The following is a 21857-nucleotide window of genomic DNA, read 5'->3' on the forward strand; positions in this document are numbered from 1 at the left end:
GAAATCGACGTCCAGGGAGACATGCAGCAGCCCATTGGCGGCTGAAACTCGCTCCAGAAACCGCGCCAACGGCCCGGCAATGCCGTTTTCGTCAATATCGCGCATGTCATGGCGGTGGATGGCACTGGCCTCCAGCGCCAGACGTTCCAGAGTATCGACCGAGCGCAAACCAATCATGCAGACATTTTCCTGCGGCACGGGGTTTGCCACCTCGGGAAAGCCGTCAAAACCGCTGCGACCAGTGAAATAGCCAACGGGCGTACCATGCAGATTGCCGCTGTCAGTACTTTGTGGTGTGTGAAAATCCGTATGCGCATCGAGCCAGAGCACAAACAAAGGACGGCCAACTGAGGCCGCATAATCCGCCACGCCAACAACAGAGCCCAAGGACAGCGAATGGTCGCCGCCGAGGAAGACCGGCAGGCCTTTGGGCATGGTGTCCCGCGCCACATCCGCCAGAGCTTTGGTCCAGGCAATGGTTTCATTGCGGGCAAAGACCGGCGCGGCGCTGTCGTCTGCGGTATGTGGGGCAGGGGGAAGATTGCCGAGGTCCTTAACGTGATGTCCCAGACCCGAGAGCGCCTCTGCCAGACCGGCAGTGCGATAGGCATCCGGCCCCATCAGACAGCCAGAGCGACGTTTGCCACTGTCTACAGGGGCACCGATCAGGAAACAGGTCTTTTGGGACATGGCAGGGCTCTCCATTGGGATATTTCACTGCCTTGTTAAAGTCTCCGATATGGTGCGGTTGAAACCTATCATTTTGATCATTATGACAAGGTAGTTGTCAAATTGGAGGATCGAATGGATAAAACGGATGAACGCTTGATTGCGGCTTTGCGGCACAATGCGCGCGCCAGCCTGTCGGATCTTGCGCTGCAATTGGACCTGTCCCGCACCACGGTACGCGCCCGGATCGAGCGTTTGCAACTGCGTGGTGACGTGCTGGGGTTCACAGTGGTGCTGAAAGAAGACGTCTTGCGCGACCCGGTACGTGGCTTGATGATGATCGGTATCGAGGGACGCGGCGCCAGCCGGATCATCCGGCAGCTTCAGGGCCTGCCCGAAGTGCGTGCCATCCACACCACCAATGGGCGCTGGGATCTGATTGTGGAACTGGGCACCGAAACGCTTGAAACGCTGGATGCCGCCCTGGCCAAGGTCCGCACCTTTGACGGTGTGGTCAGCAGCGAGACAAACCTGCTCTTGGCGACCAAAAAGGATTCGTAACGCGGCTCAATCCTTGCAGCGTGCCGCAGCGATCCACAGGCAGGCCAGCCCAAAAGAGATGACAGCGTTCCAGCTGGCCATCGATAGGCTGAACAGCTCCCATGGAATCTCGTCGCAACGCACCAATGGCGCACCCATGATCTGCTCCATCAACTGTTCCGGGGTGAGATCGCCAATCGGGCCAGAGGTGCAGGTTGTTGGACCTTCCCAGTAGCCTTGCTCAACACCGCTGTGATAGAGGCCGATGCCAGCAGTGATCAAAGCCGCCAGTGCGCCCAGATACAACAGCGCTGTTCCCGGCAACAGCAAGGCCAGAATGCCAATTCCCACAGCGGCAACATGCGGGTAGCGCTGCCAGTAGCACATCTTGCAGGGCGGCAGCTCGCCGATATACTGAAAACCCAGTGCGCCCAACATCATAGCGGCGGAACCTGCAGTGGCGGCAAGGATGAGAAGACGGCGCATTTCAGAGATACCTCAGGGCAAAGAAGCCGCCGAACAGCAGCACAAGAAAGACGGTAAAGACAAGCCCCAGACGTTTCTCAATGAAGTCGCGAATGGGGGCACCAAAGGCACGCAACAAACCGGCGACGATAAAGAACCGCAGGGCGCGGGCCAGAATTGAAGTTGCAACAAAGGTCATCAGCGGCATACCCGTCCAGCCCGACATGATGGTTATGACCTTATAGGGAAACGGCGTGATGCCAGCGCCAAGCACAGCCCAGAAGCCAAAATCGTTGAACTTCTCGTTGAACTCTTCGATGGCTGCAACCTTGCCCATGGCTTCCAGAATAGGCTGGCCAAGGCCTTCGTAGGCAAAAGCGCCGATCGCATATCCCAACATGCCGCCCGCGACTGAAGCAACCAGCGCCACCAGGGCGATCAACCAGGCACGAGAGGGGCGGGCGAGGATCATCGGGATCATCAATACGTCAGGGGGGATTGGAAAAACAGAGCTTTCGACAAAGGCAACGGCGGCAAGCCACCAAAGGGCCTGCGGGTGATCCGCCAGAGACATGGTTTTGTTGTAAAGCCCACGCAGCATCGTATCCGCCTTTGATTTATAACCTGCCATCGCAGGCGTGACATGCGGGTTGGTGGAGGTCAACCGATCAGTTTTTGCGCCGGTGGGTTGTTGCCAAGTTTCTCCGATCACAGGCCCATTTTCCTCTGGACCTCGCCAAAGAGCTTGGGTAGGAAAAGGTCGTTGCCCAAGTGGCGGAATGGTAGACGCAGGGGATTCAAAATCCCCCGCTGGTGACAGCGTGCCGGTTCGAGTCCGGCCTTGGGTACCATCAAAATCAAGGCCTTGCACTGATAACCTCGTGCAAGGCCTTGTTTGTTTGAGCGTCTATTTAATGACAACCTTCTGCTTTCCGGCAAACAGATCACAAACGTAAACTTGCGGATTCCAATCGCCCATAAGCATGTGGCCGGTGCGAACATCGATGTTGAACATGGCCCAGGGATCAAAATCCTTTGGACTTCCTGAGTTTTTGATAGCGCTGAAACAAACATCCACTTCGCAGGTGTAGGTTTGGGGCATTTTCAACCCGGTTACAAAAATCCGTATCTCCTGAAACTCCCAGGCGGAATCTAGTTTGCAGCTTTCCGGGATCGGCTTGTTCTTTCCGCCCTTTACTTTTTGTCCGGTCTTGTAGGTGACACCCAGTTTTACTTCGTAGGTACCCTCTGGACGCTTAATTTTGAGGGTTTGCCGATGGTTTCCACTCCAGGTGTTTTCATAGCCACAGCTCTTTAGGACGGCATTTTTGTGGGGCATCGCCTTATAAATTGCAGGTTTTGTCTTTTTACCGCCTTTGGCCAGGAAAACCTTCTTTTTACCGGGTTCTTTCCACGCACTCATAAATCTCTCCAATACAATAGGGCCCAGTGCCTGTGACGGCCCTGAGCGGTACAAATTATTGCAGTCAAAGAGGGGACTTTTTGCGCAACAAAGGGTTCGGAAATACAGGGAACCTTATATCTTCAAGTCGGAAAAATACGACCTCTACGCACTACCAGACAAAATCTACTCTTAACAAACACCAATACAAAAAGCCTAGGCAGTCCTCTGGGGTGTGGTCAAGGTTAGTTGAGCGATCTTTCTGGAAGGTTTATAGTAGAAATAGTTCGGGATATTCCTGTAAGAAATTGAAAGTAAAGGATTTTCTACGGGTATCAATCGCGCAGTTCACGCCTAGGGTTTTCAAGCCCGCGCTACAGATTTGGATCCCCTGCATAGCTTCAGCTGGTTTTTAGACCATAGTTTTCAAAAGCCTTTTTTACCTCTGACATCTGATCCGAGTTCAGGACCTTGGGCGTGCCAATGCTCAACGAGATGACATAGCCCTTGGCCAGGGCTTCCAGTTCTGTCATCCGCCACAGGGCGCGCTCCAGACTGTCGCCGGTGACCACCGCGCCGTGATTGGCCATAAGACAGGCGGAACGAGAGGACAGAGCGGTTACCACCAGATTTGACAGTTCTGCTGTGCCAAACAGAGCGTAGCCAGCAAGAGGCACATCCTCACCACCAAAGGCAGCGACCATATAGTGGCAGGCCGGGATCGGCTGATGGTTCATCGCCAAGGCGGTGCAATAGATCGGATGGGCATGGACCACAGACATGGCCTCGGGTTTGGCCAGCAGGATATCGCGGTGAAACTGCCATTCCGAAGAGGGCTTCATTTGCCCTGGCGCCATCTCTGCACCATCCAGAGGCATCAGAACCAACATTTCGGGGGTCATTTTGCTGTAATCTATACCCGATGGAGTAATCAACATGCCGTTCTGGCAGCGTACCGAGATATTGCCCGACACCCCCTGATTGACGCCCGAAGCATTCATCGCCAGACAGGCCTCGATGATGGTTTGTCGCAAATCCACACTGTCTGAGTAAGGGGACTGCATCCGGTCAGCCCTTGCCCGGAGTTTGCGGGTTGGCCTTCTCCGGGAACAGCGCCGAAAGGCCAGCTTCGGAGGCCGCGCAGATGCCCCGCTCGGTAATCAAACCGGTGACCAGCCGATTTGGGGTTACGTCAAAGGCGGGGTTGCCGACGCCTGTGCCTTTGGGTGTCACCTGCACCGAGGCGATCTGCCCCTGGTCGCCGGTGCCCTGGACATGGCTGACTTCGCGGGCGTCACGGTCTTCGATTGGGATCTCGGAAACCCCGTCGGTGACGCTCCAATCTATCGTTGGTGAGGGCAGGGCCACATAAAATGGGATATTATTATCCTTTGCTGCCAGCGCTTTGAGGTAGGTACCTATCTTGTTGCAGACATCGCCCCGCCGGGTGGTGCGATCGGTTCCGGTGATCACCATATCAACCAGACCGTGTTGCATCAGATGGCCACCGGCATTGTCGGTGATATAGCTGTGACTGATACCATGGCTGCCAAGCTCCCAGGAGGTGAGCGCGCCCTGATTGCGGGGGCGGGTCTCATCCACCCAGACATGAAGCGGGATACCAGCGTCATGGGCGTGATACATCGGGCTGGTGGCGGTGCCCCAATCAACGGTGGCGATCCATCCAGCATTGCAATGGGTCAACAGCCGAACCGGGCTGGCATCTGTTTTGCGAGCGGCGATCTCTTGGATCAGGGTCAGCCCGTGCTGGCCGATACGGCGATTTATCTCCACATCTTCATCGGCAATCTCATGGGCGAGGCGCAGGGCGGCGGTGGCGCGCTGTGCCTGGGGCAGCGGCAAAAGCAGGTCGAGGCAGCGGTCCAAGGCCCACCTCAGGTTGATGGCCGTGGGACGGGTGGCATTCAGCTCGCTCCAGCTGCGGTCCAGCGCCGCCTCGCTGGCATCCAACCGCATGGCCAGGGCCATACCATAGGCAGCGGTTGCCCCAATCAGAGGTGCACCGCGCACATGCATGTCTTTGATCGCGCAAGCAAAAGACTCTAGGCTGTCGAGCTGTTCGATGCAAAACTCATGCGGCAACCAGCGCTGGTCAATGATCTGCAGAGCGTCCTTATCTGCGTCCCACCACAGGGACCGGTAGGGGGTGCCATCCACTTTCATAAGAAACCTCCGCAAAACACATCGGGCCGGGACCCCCTGTGTTGGTTTTGATGTTGCCACAACAGTCGGATCAACCGGGCTAGGGCCTGGTCTGCATCCTTGGCTTTGTTTCAGGTGTCGCGGAAAAACCAAAGCGGCGCAAGATCTTCTGCCGCCCGGGCGCGGGCAGTTTTGTCCGTTCAAAGGAAAAAAAACGTGGCGGGCTGGGGGTACGTGGCGCCAGAAAGGTTTCGCGAAAGGTGAAGATGCTTCTAATCGCGGGCGCGCAATCCACGTTCATGCGCCGCTGTCAGGATGATCTGCCATTTGCGCGGTGTAGAGCGGAACTCAGGCTCCACATCCAGCTGTAAAACGGAGCTAGGCGGTACCGATTGAAGGCGAGCGGCAGCGGATACGCAGCGCTCCAATGACCAAAAGTCTTTGACCGCAGGGTTGTTTGCAACCAGTTCGCTCAGTAAGATCAAGACCCGCTCCACTACGCATGAGATCACGCATCTATTCGCAAAGCCCTGTCTGTTCGCCACGGCCTTCAGATACTCTTAAGTTTTTTTAAGAAAAAATGGAGCAAAAGTCACGTCTCACTTTGAGACGTTGGCGATTTTGCAGGTTCTTTTTACAAAAATTTCATTCTGCGGGGCAGAAATCAAACAACACCCTTGCGTGTATGTGCGACATTCTGACACAGTGCTGCGACTCTTGAGGGGAGGCAATGGGGGAAATTTTCCAGGCTTTTGTCACATGCGAGGAAACGACCGGTTCAAGGTTCCCTCGCGTTTCTGAGGCGCTTGACAGCTCCTGTTGTGAGCGGGCTAGGGTGTATAGCGCGATCAGACCACCCCTTTTGCACCCAAATGGCCACCCGGCCAACGGTGCAGCAGAGAGTGCATAATCAGCGTCGCTCCAACGAAGGGCGACGCGACTTCATGAAAAAATATCGTGGGAGAGATCTAATCATGAAACATACCAAACTTACCGTCGGCGCATTGGTAACGGCTGCCTTTATGGCGCCAGCTGCCCATGCTCAGGAATACATCACCATTGGCACCGGCGGTGTGACCGGCGTGTATTACCCAACAGGTGGCGCGATCTGCCGTCTGGTCAACAAGAGCCGCAAAGAGCACGGTTTCAAATGCGCCGTGGAATCCACCGGTGGCTCTGTCTACAACATCAACACCATTCGTGAAGGCGAATTGCAGTTTGGTGTGGCACAGTCTGACTGGCAGCATCACGCCTATCACGGCACCTCCAAGTTCTCTGAAAAAGGCGCCTACGAAGGTCTGCGCGCGGTATTCTCAGTCCACCCAGAGCCCTTTACCGTTGTCGCCCGTGCTGATTCCGGCATCACCACTTTTGATGATCTGAAAGGCAAGCGCGTCAACATTGGTAACCCTGGCTCCGGTCAGCGCGGCACCATGGAAGTTCTGATGGGCGCCAAAGGCTGGGGCATGGAAGACTTCGCTCTGGCAACCGAGCTGAAAGCGGCTGAACAGTCTGCTGCCCTGTGTGACAACCAGATCGACGCAATGATCTACACTGTTGGCCACCCATCGGGTTCCATCCAGGAAGCCACCACTGCTTGTGATTCCGTTCTGGTGACAGTTGATGGCGACGCCGTTACCAAACTGGTTGATGACAACGCCTTCTACCGCACAGCCACCATCCCTGGCGGCATGTATCGCGGGTCGGATGCAGACACACAGACCTTTGGTGTTGGCGCGACCTTTGTCTCTTCGACCGATGTTCCTGACGAGGCCGTTTATGCGGTTGTGAAGTCGGTGTTTGAAAACTTCGACGCCTTCCGCAAACTGCACCCTGCCTTTGCACATCTGAAGCCTGAAGAGATGATCGCTGATGGTCTCTCTGCACCGCTGCATGATGGCGCGGCCAAGTACTACCGCGAAAAAGGCTGGATCGAGTAATAGATCTAACAACATAGGGTGGGGCGCGGTTTCGCGCCCCTTTCCTTTTATGCGGGGCCACCCCCCCAAAACCAATAATAGCAGACACGGGCCCACATCCCGGAGGGAAACCTCCTGAACGATGGCTCCGGTCTGGATGGGAGATTATCCATGACATCTGATGTTCAGGAAAATCGACCGCTAAGCGAAGATGAACTGCAGGAACTGGTTGCCTCCTCTGATGCGGGTGCACGTAACCCGGTCGGAGCTGTAGGGCTGTCCCTCGCCGTCATCGCTGTAAGCTGGTCCGTTTTCCAAGTCATTCTGGCCTCGCCGCTGGCAAACTATTTGCTGCCCGGTGCCGTCAATAACAATTCACGCCTGATCCATCTGGCCTTTGCGCTGATGCTTGGGTTCATGGCCTATCCCGCCATGGGCCGGGAAAGCCGCAACGTGATTTCCTTCGCCCTCGGCCATCTGGGTACAGTGTTGGGGCTCGGCGCCTTTACTGTCGCCGTCATGGTGACCCTGTCGCCAGAAATTTCGATGAATGTCGCAGTGATTGTCGGTGCTGTTGTGGCGCTGGCCCTGGTCACGCCGAGCTACCTGAACGGCAGCGGCACCGCCACCAAGGTGGAACAGATCGCCAGTGCCCTAGGGCTGTTCCTGGCCATCTTGGTTTTGTCCTACAGTGGTTTTGCCATTATCGGTCAGTACCTGCTGGGCGGTTGGAGCAGCACGCTGCAAGCCGTCGCCTTGGTTCTTGGCCTTGGCGCAGCCCTGATGATGGTGCTGAAATATGTCCGGGAATGGGGTGATGATGAAAGCCATTTTGTTCCGGTTCAGGACTGGGCGCTGGCAGCCGCTGGTGTCTTTGTCGCGGTCTACGGTTTCCTGAACTATCAAAAGATCGTCGACAGTGGCGGCCTGGCTGATGACATCGACAAATTCTACGCCCTCGCGGGTCTGTTGATCCTGTTTGAAGCGGCACGGCGCGCTTTGGGCCCCGCCATGGCGATCATTGCCACGGTGTTTCTGGCCTATGTGTTCTTTGGCTCCTCTGATTGGGTGCCCGAAGTCATTCGTTGGAAGGGCGCAAGCCTGAAAAAAGCCATGAGCCATATGTGGATCACCTCAGAGGGTGTCTTTGGCATCGCGCTGGGTGTTTCGACCAAATTTGTCTTTCTTTTTGTGCTCTTCGGCGCGCTTCTTGATAAGGCTGGTGCCGGGAATTACTTTATTAAAATGGCCTTTGGCGCGCTGGGTCACCTGCGCGGCGGCCCGGCCAAGGCGGCCGTTGTCGGCTCTGCCGCAACCGGTCTGATCTCTGGCTCCTCCATTGCCAATGTGGTCACCACCGGCACCTTTACCATTCCACTGATGAAGCGGGTTGGCTTTTCCTCGGAACAGGCCGGCTCGGTTGAGGTGGCCTCCTCGGTGAACGGCCAGATCATGCCACCGGTCATGGGGGCTGCGGCCTTCCTGATGGTGGAATATGTCGGTATTTCCTATGTCGAGGTGATCACCCATGCCTTCTTGCCGGCGGCGATCTCTTACATCGCGCTGGTTTACATTGTGCATCTGGAAGCGGTGAAGCGGAACATGCCGACCTTAGGCAACCGTGAGGTCCATATGGCCCGCACGATCCTCGGCATGGCCAGTTTCTTTGCGGTCTTTGCAGGGCTTTGCTACGGGACGCAGTTCCCGGTGGATGCGGCCTACAGATGGGTGCCAAGCATTGCCGGGTTGCTGATGTTTGCCACGGTCTTTGCGGTCTATGTCGCGCTTGTGGCTCTGGCTTCAGGCATTCCCGATCTGGAACCGGATGACCCCAATGCCAAAGAGGTGGAACTGCCGGATATTGCCAAGATCTACAAGGCAGGTCTGCACTATCTGCTGCCGATCATTGTTCTGGTCTACTTCCTGATGATCGAGCAGAAGTCCCCCGGCCTTTCGGCCTTTTGGGCGACGGCACTGCTCTTTGTCATCCTGCTGACCCAGAAACCGATCAAGGCGTTTTTCCGCAATCAAAGCAACATGGTCGCAACCTTTGTTGATGGCTACCACGATCTGTGGAACGGCTTGATTGATGGTTCGCGCAATATGATCGGTATCGCTCTGGCGACCGCCACTGCCGGCGTCATCGTCGGCACCGTTACCCTCACTGGCGTAGGTCAGGTGATGGCGGATCTGGTGGAAACCATGGCCTATGGTCTCACCTATCTGAGCGCCATTGTGGTACATGCCATCAGCCCGCTGACCGATTTCATCGGGATCACCAGCTTTGAAGGTACTGTCGCAGAGCGCGCCGCGGATATGACCGGTACCATTTTGGTCTTTGTGCTGATGTGCGTTGGCCTGTTGTCCTTGGTGCTGGGCATGGGGCTGCCCACAACCGCCAACTACATCGTTGTCAGCTCGCTGATGGCCGGTGTTGTGGTAGAACTCGGAGCGCAGTCTGGTCTGATTGTGCCGCTCATTGCCGTGCATCTCTTTGTGTTCTACTTTGGGATCATGGCCGATGTGACGCCACCGGTGGGGCTTGCCAGCTTTGCGGCGGCGGCAGTATCGGGCGGGGATGCAATCCGCACTGGCTTTGTGGCCTTTTTCTATTCCTTGCGCACAGTGGCGCTGCCCTTTGTCTTTATCTTCAACACCGATCTCTTGTTGATAGATGTGACCTGGACGCAAGGTATATTGGTCGCCATATCTGCCACCATCGCCATCCTGGTCTTCACCGCCGGCACCATGGGTTACTTTGTCACCCGCAGTAAGCTCTATGAGAGCTTCCTTCTGGTCTTTGTCGCCTTTGCGCTGTTCCGTCCGGATTTCTTCATGAACCGGCTCATGCCAGCCCATACTGAGGTTGCACCGACAGAACTGGTGCAGGCTTTGGGAGCAGCAGAAGCAGGGCAGCAATTGCGCCTTACCATCGAGGGGCCTGACTTTGACACCGGTGAGATCGCCTCAACTACGCTGATCGTAGAAGCAATCGACGGGTTGGACGGGGAAGCCATGGCCGAAAAAGCCGGGTTGATCCTGTTGCCAGAAGAGGGCCAGATGAACCTGGATGCGCCTGGCTTTGGCACCCCAGCCGAACAGGACCTTGGCAGCTTTGACTTCTACGGGGATACCCCTGTTTTTGTAAAGGAAATTCTGGCGCCAACGGATCAGCTTCCCAAGGAGCTGATCTTCATTCCAGCGCTGGTGCTGCTTGGTCTGATTGCCCTGATGCAACGCGGGCGTGCCCGCAGAGAAGGAGAAACAGCATGATCAAATCTGTACTCTGCGCGATCGAACTGAGCGACAAGGCCACCGATAAAAAGGTTCTCGAACAGGCGGCCCGATTGGCCGACCTGGACGGGGCTCAGCTGGACGTGGTCAACGTCCTGCCGGATTTTGGCGAAAGCTGGGTTTCGGGGTTCTTTGAAAGCCACCACCATGAAAAGGCGGTGGAGGATACTACGGAGAATCTCAGGACGGCCTGCGCCGAAATTCTCGGAGCGAATTCCAACACCAAGATCCGCCATGTGGTGGCAACGGGCACTGCCTATCAGGAGATCCTCAAAGTGGCGGAAGCCGCCGGCAGTGATCTCATCGTGATTGGCGCTCATAAGCCGGACCTGAAGGACTATCTGCTCGGGCCAAACGCGGCCCGGGTGATCCGTCATTCGGAATGCTCGGTCTATGTGGTGCGCTGATTGACGGCATATCGACCTCAAAGGGGCGCTCACAGGGCGCCCCTTTTTTTTCATCAATATCCTGTCATTTCAAGGTATCCGCTGCCGGAATGGCTGCCCGAAATTGCTACTGGACCTTCCCAATAGGCAAAGGAGACTTCCATCCAGCTTTGACTGTTAAGTGCTTCTACGATCACGGAAACTCCCTTTTCCGGCAGGGAGACTTCCCATTGCACCGGGATCTCGCGGCCAGCCACCTCGGCCTGTGCCAAGGGGACCGCCTGAAAGGCGCCAGGCCTCAAAGGCGTGACCTCTCCTGAGGCGGAAATCCAGGTGCCAGAGCGGAAATCCTCGACGACTTCCTTGCCGCGCAGAACAAATCCCATCAGCTTATCCCCACTGTCAAAGCGCAGTGAGAACCAGTCCCAGCCGCTTTGATCCTCTGACAGGGGCTGAGACGACCATTCGCGGTCCAGCCAGCCTTTGCCAGTGACCACAACCGGGCCAGAGGGCAGGGTGAGTGTGCCTTTGATGTCGTAGTGGGGCTGGGAATAGTAGTAACTGGCCTGTCCCTCGGGGGATTTCACCGAATAGCCAGCCTCTCCCTGCAAGACCAACGGCCCGTCGGCTAAGCCCGAGAGCTGGTAGGAAAACTCAAGCCCGGAGGCTGAGATATCGAGTTGCGACAGGTCATCCGTTCCGGTCATTTGCCAGTCATCAATCCAGGCCTCAAAGGGGGCTGTGCTCACCCCGGCCTGTCCAATTCCGCCTCGTGCCAGACGCTGCGCCGAAAAATGCGCCGAGGCGCTGGTGAGGCCAGCATGCCCCATCCAGATCTGCGGGCTTTGCCAGCCGGGGGTATCACCCGGCGCCAGCGCAGAGCGAAACAGCGTCCATTGCACACCGTAGCTCTGGCCGTTTTTGTCTTGAAGATTGGCGGTCAAATACCACCACTCAATACGAAAATCCGGATGCGCCCCGTGATCACTTGGGAAAGTCAGCTGTGTGCCGCGTTGTGGCACATCAAAGCCATCGGCAGCAGTGCCTAGTCCGGCAAACCCCTGCGAAAGGGCTGGTGTTGCAAGGCCTGTCAGCAGGCAAAGGAAGGTGGATCTAACGTTCACTTGCGAACACCTTTAAAAGCTCCGAAGGATGCAGGCGAAACAGCCTCCAGGCAGGTAACAGGGCAGCCAGCAAGGCTGCGAAAAGCGATAAGGCAACCAGCCCCAACCAATCCAGTGGGAACAGATGGACCGGCAGTCGCCAACCAAAGGCCTCTGTGTTGATAACAACCAACAGGGTCCAGGACAGAACCAGTCCCAGGGGCAGGGCGACCAAACAGGTGAGGCCGGCCAGGATCAGGCTGCGCAGTATATCCATTACGGCCAGGGTGCCACGGCTGACGCCCATGGCCCAGATAGGCCCCAGCTGCGGCAAGCGCTGGGTCCAAAGTGTTATCAGACTGGTAAAAATGGCAAAACTGGCCACCCCAAGGGTCAGTAGTTTGAGCGCATCTGTCACCAGGAAAGTCTGGTTGAACACCGCCAGAGAGTGGGCTTTTATCTCATGCTGTCGGATCATGTTTTCCCGAGGTAATTCAAACCTATCACGCAGATTATTCATGAGGTCAGGGACCTGTTCGGAATCAAGGCGCAGGCCAAACCGCAGGTTGGGAGTCCTTGGCGCATTGCGCAGCAGCTCCGGCAAAGCGAGGATGGCCTGGCCATGCGGATTGCCATAGTCTGAATAGATCCCAAGCACCTCTGTTGGCCAGCCTTCGGGCAACTCCAGATGCGCTCCCAAGCGCAGACCATCCCGCCGGGCCAGCTGCTCGCTCACCAACAGTCCATTGCCCAGGGCGACACGGTCCCAGACCTCTGGCTGCCGTTCCAGCATCGGCCAATTGTCACGATAGGTGGTGTCATCAACTACGCCATACAGACGCAGTCGGCCGGTGCTGCGTGGCATATCATGGTAGCGAATAGGCAGGACCCGGATTCCCTGAGCCTCTAGCCAGTGCTGGATCTGCGCTCCCTGCGCGTCACCTTCTGCGGTGATGTAGAGCTCTGAGGCCAGGCGTTGATCCAGCCAGCCGGTAAAGGTCAGCCGAAAGCTCGACACCATGGAGCCAACGCCAATATTGGTGGCCAGTGCCAGCATTAAAGCCATCAAAGCCAGTGATACCCCCGGCAATTGCGCCCGCGCATCGGCCCAAAGCCAATGAACAAGTGGCGATTTCGACAGGCTTTGCCCCAGGCGCAACAACTTCCAAAGGCAAAAGGGCAGCAGGAGCGCGGCGCCCAGCATGACACCTCCGAGGAAAGCAAACCCGCCGACAAGCCCGCCCAGCGTAGCCAACAGGACAGAACCAAGCAGGATCAGCGCCAGCCCGGCTAGGGCCCATCCGGTAAAACTGCGCCGTACCTGTTGCCCCCTGGCGCGGGTCGAGGGCGCTTGCAGGATGGGCAGCTTCCAAAGGCTGTGAAAGGAATGCGCACTGGCAAGACCGGCCCCCAGCAAGGTCATGGCCAGACCAGACAGGATCCAAACCGGGCGCAAAGACAACCCGGTGTCAACCTGCGCGCCATAAAGATCCGACAGGGTGGCGGCGACATTGGGCATCAGTGCAATTGCAAGAAAGTAGCCTAAGATCAATCCGATGAAAGAGGATGCCAAGGCAATCACGGTGATCTCTGCCAGCAGAGTCAACAGCAGATGACGCAATGGAACACCTAGGCAGCGCAGGGTGCGGAACAGCCCCCGGCGTTGCTCCATCGCCAGCCCTATGGTGCCTTGGACGATGAACAACCCCACCACAAAGGCGAGGAAACCAAAGGCTGTGAGATTGAGGTGAAAACTCTCGGTCAGCGCGCCAGGATCAGCCGTGACTGTTTTTTGTTCCAGCACAATATGACTGGGCAGGCCTGTCAGCCTTGCCTCATCCGGCCTGGGCTCCTCTGTGAGGATCAACCGGGTGAGGCGATCCGGGACCTGCAACAGTCGGCTCGCCACAGAAATATCAGCGATTGCCTGCCCTGGGGGCACCATTTGGGAGGCGTGCAACACAAACCCGGTGTCCAAATGGGCCAGGCGCGCGGCAGTGTCCGGATGCACCAGAACACCGCCCGAACCCGTGAGCATCGAGATCAAAAAGGAACCATCTGCATCCTCGCTCTCCGGGGAAGAGACCTCTCCAAAAACAGGTGAGGTGAGCACATCAATGCCCATCAAATCAATATCTTGCCCAGCCAAGCTCAGCCTGCCTTCCAGCACCGGAGAGACCTGCCAGCCCTGACGACGCAGGGCGACATAATCGGCAACCGTTAACGCGCCACCTGGGGCAACCAGACTGGGCCGGTTGCCTTGGTTCAATGCCTGTTCAGCCCTGTCATAGCTCGCCCTGGCCTGGGCATTGATTGCTTGCACGGCAGACCACAGGGCTGTTGCCAAGGCCAGACCTGCAACAAGCGCCATCAATTGAAACAGATGCCTGCGCCAATAAGAGAGCAGCGCTGCAAGAGCCGCCCCAGTCACGCTAGCTGACCTCCGCTCAGATGCAGCCTGCGGTCCAGGGCCCCGGCAATGGCGGTGGAATGGGTGACCAGAAACAGGGCGCATTGGCTTTCCGCCACCAGTTCCAGCATCAGGGACAGGACCGCCTCACCGGTTTCCTCATCCAGGCTGCCGGTGGGTTCATCCGCCAGCAGCAGTTTAGGGCGCAGGGCCAGAGCGCGGGCAACAGCCACCCTTTGTTGCTGCCCCCCCGACAGCTGCTCCGGATAGCGCGTCAAAAGACTTTCGAGCCCCAGGCGTGTCGCCAAATGGTTCTCCCAAGGGGGCTCGTGCCGGTTGGCCAATTTGGAATGCAGAGCGATATTGGCGGCGATATCAAGTGAAGGCACAAGGTTAAACTGTTGAAAAATATTTGATACGCTTGCCCTCCTAAGGGCTGCGCGGCCTGGTTCCTTCAGCGGACTGATTGGTTTGCCGTCGATTTCGATCTCACCGCTGTCAAAGACATCCAGGGCGCCGATAAGGTGCAGCAGGGTGCTCTTGCCAGAGCCGCTTTCGCCGGTCAGGGCCAGCGTTCTTCCTGCCTCCAATTGCAACGAGACCCCATCAAGAATGGGCTTTGAGAGGTCACTTCCCGGAATGGTTTTTGTGACATTTGAAACGGTTAAGACCATATCCTGGGCCAATCCTTTTGCAAGGCAACCTGGGCAGGCCTGCCGTGGCGACTCGTGCCTCAGTGAATACCCTGTTTGGCGGACTGTCCAGATCTCACAGTTTAGATCTCACAGTCCAGATCTCACGGACTGAATTGCAGAGTCCAAATTTCACCGGCCTGATCCTGCCGTCTCTGTGCAGTCTTGAATATGGCCCAGAGCGCGGATTGTGGCTGGCTTTCCCGCCAGAGCTATGGATATTTGATGAGATGAGATTTGTTGCCTTCTCCAGACTTCTACTTCCGGCCCTGTGGCAAGCACTGAGCCGGTTCAATCGCAAAAACGGCTGGGTGATGAGCAGCCATATCGCCATGTCGATGATGCTGGCGCTTTTCCCCTTTGTGCTGTTCACGGTTGCCCTGGCAGGGTCGGTCGCCAAGGTGTTTTCGCAGGATGTGAATTTGGACGATCTCATTGATCTGGTCTTTGGCGCCTGGCCCGAGGAAGTCTCGACCCCCATCCTGAAGGAGCTCTACGCCGTGTTGGAAAGCTCCAGCACCAGCCTGATCACCCTCGGCGGTGTTCTGGCGCTGTATTTTGCCTCCAATGGGGTGGATGCGGTGCGACAGGCTATGGTGCAGGCCTATCACGATACCGACAACCGGCCTTTTTGGTTGTCGCGTCTGATCTGTTTTGGCTTTGTGATCCTGGGCGGTGCCGGGTTGATGTTTGCCGCTGTTGTCGAGGTTATCCTCCCGCTTTATCTGCATTACTTTGCTGACTTTTTCCCGGATGCGGAGCTGCCTGCCAATCTGTCTGTTCGGCTCAATGCGGTGGTAACCACGGTGGTTCCCATCGTGGCCGTGCTGCTGTGCCATCTGGTCCTCCCTGGGCGCATCCACCGTTGGAACCATATCCTGCCGGGAACATTGCTGACGGTGGTCCTGTGGTGGGCGGCGGGGATTGGGTTTGCTTTTTACCTCAGCTCGGTTGCTCAGTATTCCGCGACTTATGCGGGGTTAGCCGGGGCCATGGCAGCGATGATTTTTCTTTACGTGAATGCGGCGATCCTAATCCTGGGCGCCGAGTTCAACAGCGCCTTGATTGACCTGCACTCCGGCGGCGAAGCGACGGCCTAAGGATTTAGCCCCTTTGGCAAAAAAGCCACATGTTTCCCGCCCGGAAACAATGGCGCAGTTTCGCCACAATTCGGCCATGCCGCAGATTTATTGCCAGGGGAGGCAAAAGAACCAACAAGAATGATGGAATAAAAATAATGGGCAATCCGGGCAAGAACCTACAGATCCTCAGTGCGGCCAAACAGGTTTTGACCAAGGCAAAACTGGCCAACCAGCGCCATTCAGACATTCGCATCACTCATCAGAGCGAAGGCGAGGGGCCTGAAACGTTAAAGCTGCGTGAGTTGGCCACCCAATCGCTGCGCCCCGCCGAGGTCAACGCAGCGCCGCTGCAATAGAACCTGGGACAGAGGCCGCGCGCCAGAGTTTGGGGCGCTAGCCTTTGTAACCCATCGCGACCACAAATTTTTCAGAGCTGTCGGACCGCGACGAGGGCGGTTTGACATTGGCCACTTTGGTGAATTTGTTCTTCAGCAGCTTTTGCAGCTCACCCTCGGCACCACCGGCCAGAACCTTGGCAACAAACGTGCCACCTTCTTCCAGAACATCAAAGGCAAAATAGGCTGCGGCCTCACATAGGGCGATGATTTTCAGGTGGTCCGTCTGTTTGTGGCCTGAACTGGAGGCCGCCATGTCCGACATAACAACATCCGCATTGCCGCCAAGCCATTCTTTGACCTGATCGTCGGCACCTTCGTCCATAAAATCCAATTGGTAGAATTCGGCCCCCGCCAGGGGTTCCATTTCCTGCAGATCCACGCCAATGATCCGGCCCTGGGCCTTGCCACGTTTTTCGCCCATCACATTGATCCGCTTGACCGCCACCTGCGCCCAGCCTCCTGGGGCACAACCCAGGTCAACAATCCGTGCGCCGGGCACCAAAAAGCGGTATTTGTCGTCCACTTCCATGATCTTATAAGCCGCGCGTCCGCGATAACCTTCGGCCTGGGCGCGTTTTACATAGGGGTCATTCAGCTGTCGTTGCAACCAACGGGTCGAACTCAGCCGCCGACCACGGGCGGATTTAACCTTTACTTTCAGGTCCCGTTGACCGCGACCGGAGGTGTTTTTGCCAGTGGGCGTTTTTCCTGTGGGCGTCTTTGCCATCATCTTCACCGTTTTCGCCACTCCCTTTTGGATCAAAGGGCAGGGCGTGAATTACATTGTTGCGCCTCAGAAGGGCCCGTCTTCCAATACTCCATCCGCGCTCATCTGCGCATAGAGCAGACCTTCGCGCAGGCCACGATCCGCCACCGAAAGCCGATCAGTTGGCCAACAGCGCAGCAGCGCCTGCAGGATGGCAGAGCCTGACATGATCAAGGCCTGGCGATCTTCGCCAATGCGCGGATCCCGGCGGCGCCCCTGCGGGCCAAGCTCCAGATAGCCGCGGATCACCTTGTCGATCTGGTCGCTGGTCATCCGCAACCCGTCCACCTTGGTGCGATCGTAGCGCTTTAACCCAAGATGAGAGGCAGCAACAGTGGTGACCGTACCCGAGGTGCCAACAATCTGAAAGCCATCGCGGGCCTGCTCATCCTTGTAGGGGGCAAAATCCGCCAGATGTTCTTCAAAGTACCAGCTCATCAGGGCAAAGCGGGCGGAATCGTCTTCCACATCGTTGAACTGATCGCGCAGGGTCGCAACGCCAAGCGGAACCGAGATCCAATCCACCACTTTTGCCATGGGGAAGGGGCTCTCTGTGGTGTGAAAACCGGCATGCAGCCGCATGATGGCCGCGGGGCGGTCGCGCCCCGGCACAGAAGAGAGATCAATCCAGACCAGTTCGGTTGAACCACCGCCGATATCAACCACCAGCAACTGGTCGGTCTTGGTTGAGACCAACGGGGCGCAGGAGATCACCGCCAGGCGGGCCTCTTCCTCGGGCTGGATGATTTCTAGCGGCAAACCGGTTTCGCGCTTCACCTGCCGGATGAACTCGCGCGAGTTTTTGGCACGGCGGCAGGCCTCGGTGGTGACCAGCCGCATCCGTTTGACCCGGTTACGTTTGAGTTTTTGCTGACAGATCCGCAGCGCCTGAATGGTACGCGACATGGACGAACGCGACAATCTGCCGGTTCGTTCAAGCCCGGTGCCCAGTTGCACCGACTTGGAAAAACTGTCCACCACATGAAAACCGCTGCCCTTTGGTTGGGCAATCAGCATGCGGCAACTATTTGTGCCAAGATCCAGAGCCGCATAAAGCGCATCAGAATCCGGACGGGCTGGTACAGGGGTTTCTACCACCTTGGGAAACGCGCCCGCACCTTTGGAACGCCTGGGCGCCATGATTCACGCCCTCCGATTATCGTGTTGCCCCTAGACTATGGAGCCAAGCCCTGCGGCGCAAGGGCAGTTGCGGCCCGAAATCCCGCAACAGACATCTATTCCATAGGTTTGGACCCAGGGCCAGGCGGGCAGAGTTGGGGCTGGGTTGTAGCAAACTCATAAGCTTGATGAGAATTATGGGCGCGCCCAGCTGTGGCCAGATTGGCACCAGCTTTGTATTCACGAGACAGGAAAACGTCGCTCAAAACCCAAGTGGTGTCGAAATCCGGCGTACTCCGCGAAACGGGACGCTCTAGAAACAAAAATTATCAGACGTCTCAGGAGGACAGGCTATGGTGGATGTAACGATCGTATACTGGCGCGATATTCCAGCGCAGGTGATTGTTGGAAAAGGCCGCCGCGGCTCAAAACGTCAACTGGAAGAACGCTTTGAACAGGCGATCGACCGGGCGGCGATGAAGGTCAATGCCAAAGACAGTGATGCCTATCTGGCAGAATGGCGCAAAGCTGTGCCCTATGCCCTGGAAGGTGATGCTGGCGAGGTGGCCGAAGCCGAAGCGAAACGTCTGGAAGCGGAATATGATCAGGAACGCCTGAAGGTCCTGATTGCAAACGACGGATGGGCGTGAGCCTGACACCACTATGGGAGGCCGTGATGGCTTTGTTGAACTTCAAAAAGCGTGACGACAAGTCGCCACAACCCGTCAACCCGCAGATCGAAGCCCTGCTGCAGGGCTATTCGATTGAGGTGATGCCACGCACCGCCGCCAAGGTCGAGAGTTTTGCCGATCTGCTGCCTGCGGGCACCCGTGTCTATATCGCCCATATCGACGGCACCCCGATCGAAGAGATGGTGGCCACCGCCAAGCGCCTCAATGCTGAAGGCTACCCGGTGATGCCGCATTTCCCGGCCCGCATCATCCAGGACGAGGCCACTCTGGCCGACTGGATTGCCCGCTACCAGGGCGAGGCGGATGTGAAACAGGCGCTCTTGCTGGCCGGCGGTGTTGCTACGCCCCACGGTGATTTTCATTCTTCCATGCAGCTGTTGGAAACAGGCCTGTTTGACAAGGCCGGGTTTCAGAACCTGCATGTGGCAGGCCACCCCGAAGGCAACCGCGACATCGACACCGATGGCAGCAACAAGAACGTCGACGAAGCGCTTCAGTGGAAACAGAAATTCTCGGAACGCACCGATGCAAAGATGGCCCTGGCCACTCAGTTCGCCTTTGAAGCCAAGCCAATCATCGCCTGGGCCGACAGCCTCAAAGAGGCGGGCATTGATATCCCGATCCACATTGGCATTGCAGGTCCGGCCAAGCTGCAAACCCTGATCAAATTTGCCATCGCCTGTGGTGTTGGTCCTTCGCTTAAAGTTCTGCAGAAACGGGCCATGGACGTCTCCAAGCTTTTGCTGCCCTATGAGCCAACGGATGTGCTGACAGAGCTGGCAGCCCACAAGACGGTGAACCCGGATTTCAACATCACCAATGTGCATTTCTTCCCACTTGGCGGCATCAAGACAAATGCCAACTGGGCCATCAACAACGGTGGCGCTGCGGCGCGGCCCGTCAACTCCCAAGGATAAGTAATGACCCGTACAGTCGTAGAATCAAAAACAAAAACCGCTGTCATGGGCTTTGACGAGCCTTTCTGCGTCATCGGTGAGCGGATCAATCCAACAGGGCGCAAAAAGCTCGCTGCCGAGTTGGAAGCGGGTGATTTTTCCACCGTTGAAAAAGACGCCGTTGCCCAGGTTCTGGCTGGTGCAACCGTGCTCGATATCAACGCAGGCGTGGTCTACAACTCCAACCCGAACCCCAACGAGACCGAACCACCGCTGATGCGGAAAATCGTCGAACTGGTGCAGGGCCTAGTGGATGTGCCGCTGTGCATCGACTCTTCAGTGCCTGGAGCCTTGGAGGCCGGTCTGGAGGTCTGCGAAGGCCGCCCCTTGCTGAACTCGGTCACTGGAGAAGAAGAGCGTCTGGAAGAGATCCTGCCGCTGGTCAAAAAATACAACGTGCCGGTTGTGGCGATCTCCAATGATGACACCGGCATTTCCGAAGACCCGGACGTGCGTTTTGAAGTGGCCAAAAAAATCGTTCAGCGCGCCGCTGATTTTGGCATTCCCGCCCATGACATCGTTGTCGACCCGCTGGTGATGCCAATTGGCGCCATGGGCACCGCTGGCCTACAGGTCTTTGCCCTGGTGCGGCGCCTGCGCGAGGAGCTGGGCGTCAACACCACCTGTGGTGCGTCGAATATTTCCTTTGGCCTGCCAAACCGCCACGGCATCAACAATGCCTTTCTGCCTATGGCCATGGGCGCCGGCATGACCTCGGCGATCATGAACCCCGTTGGCCTGCCAGTGACACAAAAGGCCCTGGCGGCGAAAAAGGAAGAAGTCGCCGCTTCTGGTATTATCCTGCCCGAGGGCATGGATGATGAGACCTTTGTGACCATGTTCGGCCTCGGCTCGATGAAGCCACGGGCCGGCAAGGAAATGGAGGCCATCCGTGCCGCCAATTTCCTCACCAACAATGACCCGCATGGCGGCGAATGGATCAAGTTCAACAAGCCACCGCTGAAAGAAGGCGAAGAGGGCCGGGGCCGGGGTGGCCGTGGCGGTCGCCGTCGCCGGGGCTGAACTGCCCCCTTTGGATCCAGACCACCTAAAAGGCCGGGGTAACCCGGCCTTTTTCTACTGACTGATCAAAGATTTTCCTGCTGTGAGAACGCCTTAGGTCACTCAAAAAATGTCGTGAATTTACCCAAATACCGCAGCTCCCCCCAAAAAACCCAACGCCAAACCAAGCCAAACCAAGCCAAGCCAAGCCAAGAGGCAGAAACGATCCCTCTCCCTTTTGTCGCTGGTTTGGCCGTTGTAACGATAGGCGAAATCCTGAACCAAAAAAACCCGTAGAAAACATGACGCTTCATAGTCAGGCCAGGTTCTTACTTGCGCCACTCTTGGTTGATAGAATAGATTTTTCATCGTTAAAAGATTGCGTTTCTGCTGGGATAAATTTGAGTTTCTGCTATGATGTGGTTTCTCTATTCAATTGTACTATTCGCCTTTCCTGCGGCTTTGAGACCAATACTCGCGCTCCTTTTTGCCGGAGAGGGTTCCTAACCAGGTAACAGGCGTTTCAGAAGTCGGCGAAGTGGTAAACGACCGAAGAAGGTGCTTTTTTCCAATCACACCGTTAAGCACCGGAGAAGAAGCGGAAGGGAGTTTTCAAAGCACGCCTGCGGCGCTTTGAACCTGAAATCCGCCCTTGGCTCTGAGCAGCCCCACTTGAGTGGTCCAACTTGAAAGTTAGTGCATGATTGGCCTTTGGTCCATCGGAACGATGGCCTCTGGCGCAGGTGGGCGGTAGCCCAATGCACTATGGGGTCGTTTGGTGTTGTAATGGCTCCTCCAT

Annotated in this window: 22 protein-coding genes and 1 tRNA gene; 10 read left to right on the plus strand and 13 right to left on the minus strand. The window is 56.8% G+C overall.

What is annotated here, in order from left to right; translation table 11 throughout:
• A partial coding sequence (locus tag ABJP42_RS17280; protein WP_348342576.1) for an arginase family protein occupies nucleotides 1–690 on the minus strand: 690 nt, incomplete at its 3' end.
• Between the two features lie 114 nt (nucleotides 691–804).
• Here ABJP42_RS17280 and ABJP42_RS17285 point away from each other — a divergent pair.
• Nucleotides 805–1230, plus strand: a complete 426-nt coding sequence (locus ABJP42_RS17285; RefSeq protein ID WP_348342578.1) for an Lrp/AsnC family transcriptional regulator — start codon at nucleotides 805–807, stop codon at nucleotides 1228–1230.
• Nucleotides 1231–1236: 6 nt separating this feature from the next.
• Here ABJP42_RS17285 and ABJP42_RS17290 read toward each other — a convergent pair whose 3' ends face one another.
• Both ABJP42_RS17290 and ABJP42_RS17295 read right to left on the minus strand, forming a co-directional pair.
• On the minus strand, nucleotides 1237–1695 hold the full coding sequence (locus tag ABJP42_RS17290; protein WP_348342580.1) for a disulfide bond formation protein B: 459 nt from the start codon (nucleotides 1693–1695) through the stop codon (nucleotides 1237–1239).
• A gap of 1 nt (nucleotide 1696) precedes the next feature.
• A complete protein-coding gene (locus ABJP42_RS17295) occupies nucleotides 1697–2275 on the minus strand; it encodes a YqaA family protein (RefSeq protein ID WP_348342616.1) in 579 nt (192 codons plus the stop codon).
• Nucleotides 2276–2439: 164 nt separating this feature from the next.
• Between ABJP42_RS17295 and ABJP42_RS17300 the strand changes: the two genes are divergently transcribed.
• A tRNA-Leu gene (locus tag ABJP42_RS17300) sits at nucleotides 2440–2525 on the plus strand.
• 56 nt (nucleotides 2526–2581) lie between these two features.
• Here the strand turns inward: ABJP42_RS17300 and ABJP42_RS17305 are convergent.
• From ABJP42_RS17305 to ABJP42_RS17320, 4 genes are all read right to left on the minus strand, one after another.
• Entirely contained in the window at nucleotides 2582–3097 is a 516-nt protein-coding gene (locus ABJP42_RS17305; protein ID WP_348342582.1) for a hypothetical protein, read from the minus strand.
• A 380-nt stretch (nucleotides 3098–3477) separates the two neighbouring features.
• On the minus strand, nucleotides 3478–4140 hold the full coding sequence (locus ABJP42_RS17310) for a class II aldolase/adducin family protein (RefSeq protein ID WP_348342584.1): 663 nt from the start codon (nucleotides 4138–4140) through the stop codon (nucleotides 3478–3480).
• Nucleotides 4141–4144: 4 nt separating this feature from the next.
• Nucleotides 4145–5260, minus strand: coding sequence for an S-methyl-5-thioribose-1-phosphate isomerase (mtnA, locus tag ABJP42_RS17315; RefSeq protein ID WP_348342586.1), 1116 nt, complete (start codon nucleotides 5258–5260; stop codon nucleotides 4145–4147).
• A 251-nt stretch (nucleotides 5261–5511) separates the two neighbouring features.
• The gene (locus ABJP42_RS17320) at nucleotides 5512–5724 is read right to left on the minus strand and encodes a hypothetical protein (protein WP_348342588.1); all 213 of its coding nucleotides are present in this window, start codon (nucleotides 5722–5724) and stop codon (nucleotides 5512–5514) included.
• Between the two features lie 489 nt (nucleotides 5725–6213).
• Between ABJP42_RS17320 and ABJP42_RS17325 the strand changes: the two genes are divergently transcribed.
• The 3 genes from ABJP42_RS17325 (at nucleotide 6214) to ABJP42_RS17335 (ending at nucleotide 10859) form a co-directional block, all read left to right on the plus strand.
• Nucleotides 6214–7179 (plus strand): TAXI family TRAP transporter solute-binding subunit, encoded by a 966-nt coding sequence (locus ABJP42_RS17325; RefSeq protein ID WP_348342590.1) that lies wholly within the window; start codon nucleotides 6214–6216, stop codon nucleotides 7177–7179.
• Between the two features lie 150 nt (nucleotides 7180–7329).
• Complete coding sequence (locus tag ABJP42_RS17330; protein WP_348342592.1) at nucleotides 7330–10431, plus strand: TRAP transporter permease; 3102 nt, start codon at nucleotides 7330–7332, stop codon at nucleotides 10429–10431.
• A complete protein-coding gene (locus ABJP42_RS17335) occupies nucleotides 10428–10859 on the plus strand; it encodes a universal stress protein (protein ID WP_348342594.1) in 432 nt (143 codons plus the stop codon). The genes ABJP42_RS17330 and ABJP42_RS17335 overlap by 4 nt, the downstream gene beginning before the upstream one ends.
• A 53-nt stretch (nucleotides 10860–10912) precedes the next feature.
• Here ABJP42_RS17335 and ABJP42_RS17340 read toward each other — a convergent pair whose 3' ends face one another.
• Genes ABJP42_RS17340 through ABJP42_RS17350 form a run of 3 tightly spaced genes read right to left on the minus strand, consistent with a single transcriptional unit; the run spans nucleotide 10913 to nucleotide 15025 of the window.
• Nucleotides 10913–11962 carry a lipocalin-like domain-containing protein gene (locus ABJP42_RS17340; protein WP_348342596.1) on the minus strand — a complete coding sequence of 350 codons (1050 nt, stop codon included), beginning with the start codon at nucleotides 11960–11962 and terminating at the stop codon, nucleotides 10913–10915.
• A complete protein-coding gene (locus ABJP42_RS17345; RefSeq protein ID WP_348342598.1) occupies nucleotides 11952–14312 on the minus strand; it encodes an FtsX-like permease family protein in 2361 nt (786 codons plus the stop codon). Before ABJP42_RS17345 ends, ABJP42_RS17340 begins: the two co-directional genes overlap by 11 nt.
• A 56-nt stretch (nucleotides 14313–14368) precedes the next feature.
• A complete protein-coding gene (locus ABJP42_RS17350) occupies nucleotides 14369–15025 on the minus strand; it encodes an ABC transporter ATP-binding protein (RefSeq protein WP_348342600.1) in 657 nt (218 codons plus the stop codon).
• Nucleotides 15026–15273: 248 nt separating this feature from the next.
• On the opposite strand from ABJP42_RS17350, the gene ABJP42_RS17355 reads away from it, so the two are divergent.
• Together ABJP42_RS17355 and ABJP42_RS17360 are read left to right on the plus strand one after the other, a co-directional pair.
• On the plus strand, nucleotides 15274–16143 hold the full coding sequence (locus ABJP42_RS17355; protein WP_348342602.1) for a YihY/virulence factor BrkB family protein: 870 nt from the start codon (nucleotides 15274–15276) through the stop codon (nucleotides 16141–16143).
• A 137-nt stretch (nucleotides 16144–16280) separates the two neighbouring features.
• Nucleotides 16281–16481, plus strand: a complete 201-nt coding sequence (locus ABJP42_RS17360; RefSeq protein ID WP_348342604.1) for a hypothetical protein — start codon at nucleotides 16281–16283, stop codon at nucleotides 16479–16481.
• A 37-nt stretch (nucleotides 16482–16518) separates the two neighbouring features.
• On the opposite strand, the gene ABJP42_RS17365 is transcribed toward ABJP42_RS17360, so the two are convergent.
• A complete protein-coding gene (locus ABJP42_RS17365; RefSeq protein WP_348342606.1) occupies nucleotides 16519–17250 on the minus strand; it encodes an RlmE family RNA methyltransferase in 732 nt (243 codons plus the stop codon).
• A gap of 66 nt (nucleotides 17251–17316) precedes the next feature.
• Nucleotides 17317–18429 (minus strand): Ppx/GppA phosphatase family protein, encoded by a 1113-nt coding sequence (locus ABJP42_RS17370; protein WP_348342608.1) that lies wholly within the window; start codon nucleotides 18427–18429, stop codon nucleotides 17317–17319.
• A 332-nt stretch (nucleotides 18430–18761) separates the two neighbouring features.
• Between ABJP42_RS17370 and ABJP42_RS17375 the strand changes: the two genes are divergently transcribed.
• Genes ABJP42_RS17375 through ABJP42_RS17385 form a run of 3 tightly spaced genes read left to right on the plus strand, consistent with a single transcriptional unit; the run spans nucleotide 18762 to nucleotide 21079 of the window.
• A complete protein-coding gene (locus ABJP42_RS17375) occupies nucleotides 18762–19058 on the plus strand; it encodes a virulence factor (protein WP_348342610.1) in 297 nt (98 codons plus the stop codon).
• A 26-nt stretch (nucleotides 19059–19084) separates the two neighbouring features.
• Nucleotides 19085–20017, plus strand: coding sequence for a methylenetetrahydrofolate reductase (locus tag ABJP42_RS17380; protein WP_348342612.1), 933 nt, complete (start codon nucleotides 19085–19087; stop codon nucleotides 20015–20017).
• Nucleotides 20018–20020: 3 nt separating this feature from the next.
• Nucleotides 20021–21079, plus strand: a complete 1059-nt coding sequence (locus ABJP42_RS17385; protein WP_348342614.1) for a methyltetrahydrofolate cobalamin methyltransferase — start codon at nucleotides 20021–20023, stop codon at nucleotides 21077–21079.
• Between the two features lie 672 nt (nucleotides 21080–21751).
• Here the strand turns inward: ABJP42_RS17385 and ABJP42_RS17390 are convergent.
• Nucleotides 21752–21857 (minus strand): integrase core domain-containing protein (locus ABJP42_RS17390; RefSeq protein WP_348342086.1); only part of this gene is annotated, 106 nt, incomplete at its 5' end.

It is taken from the genome of Pseudophaeobacter sp. (assembly GCF_039971195.1).
Lineage (GTDB): Bacteria > Pseudomonadota > Alphaproteobacteria > Rhodobacterales > Rhodobacteraceae > Pseudophaeobacter.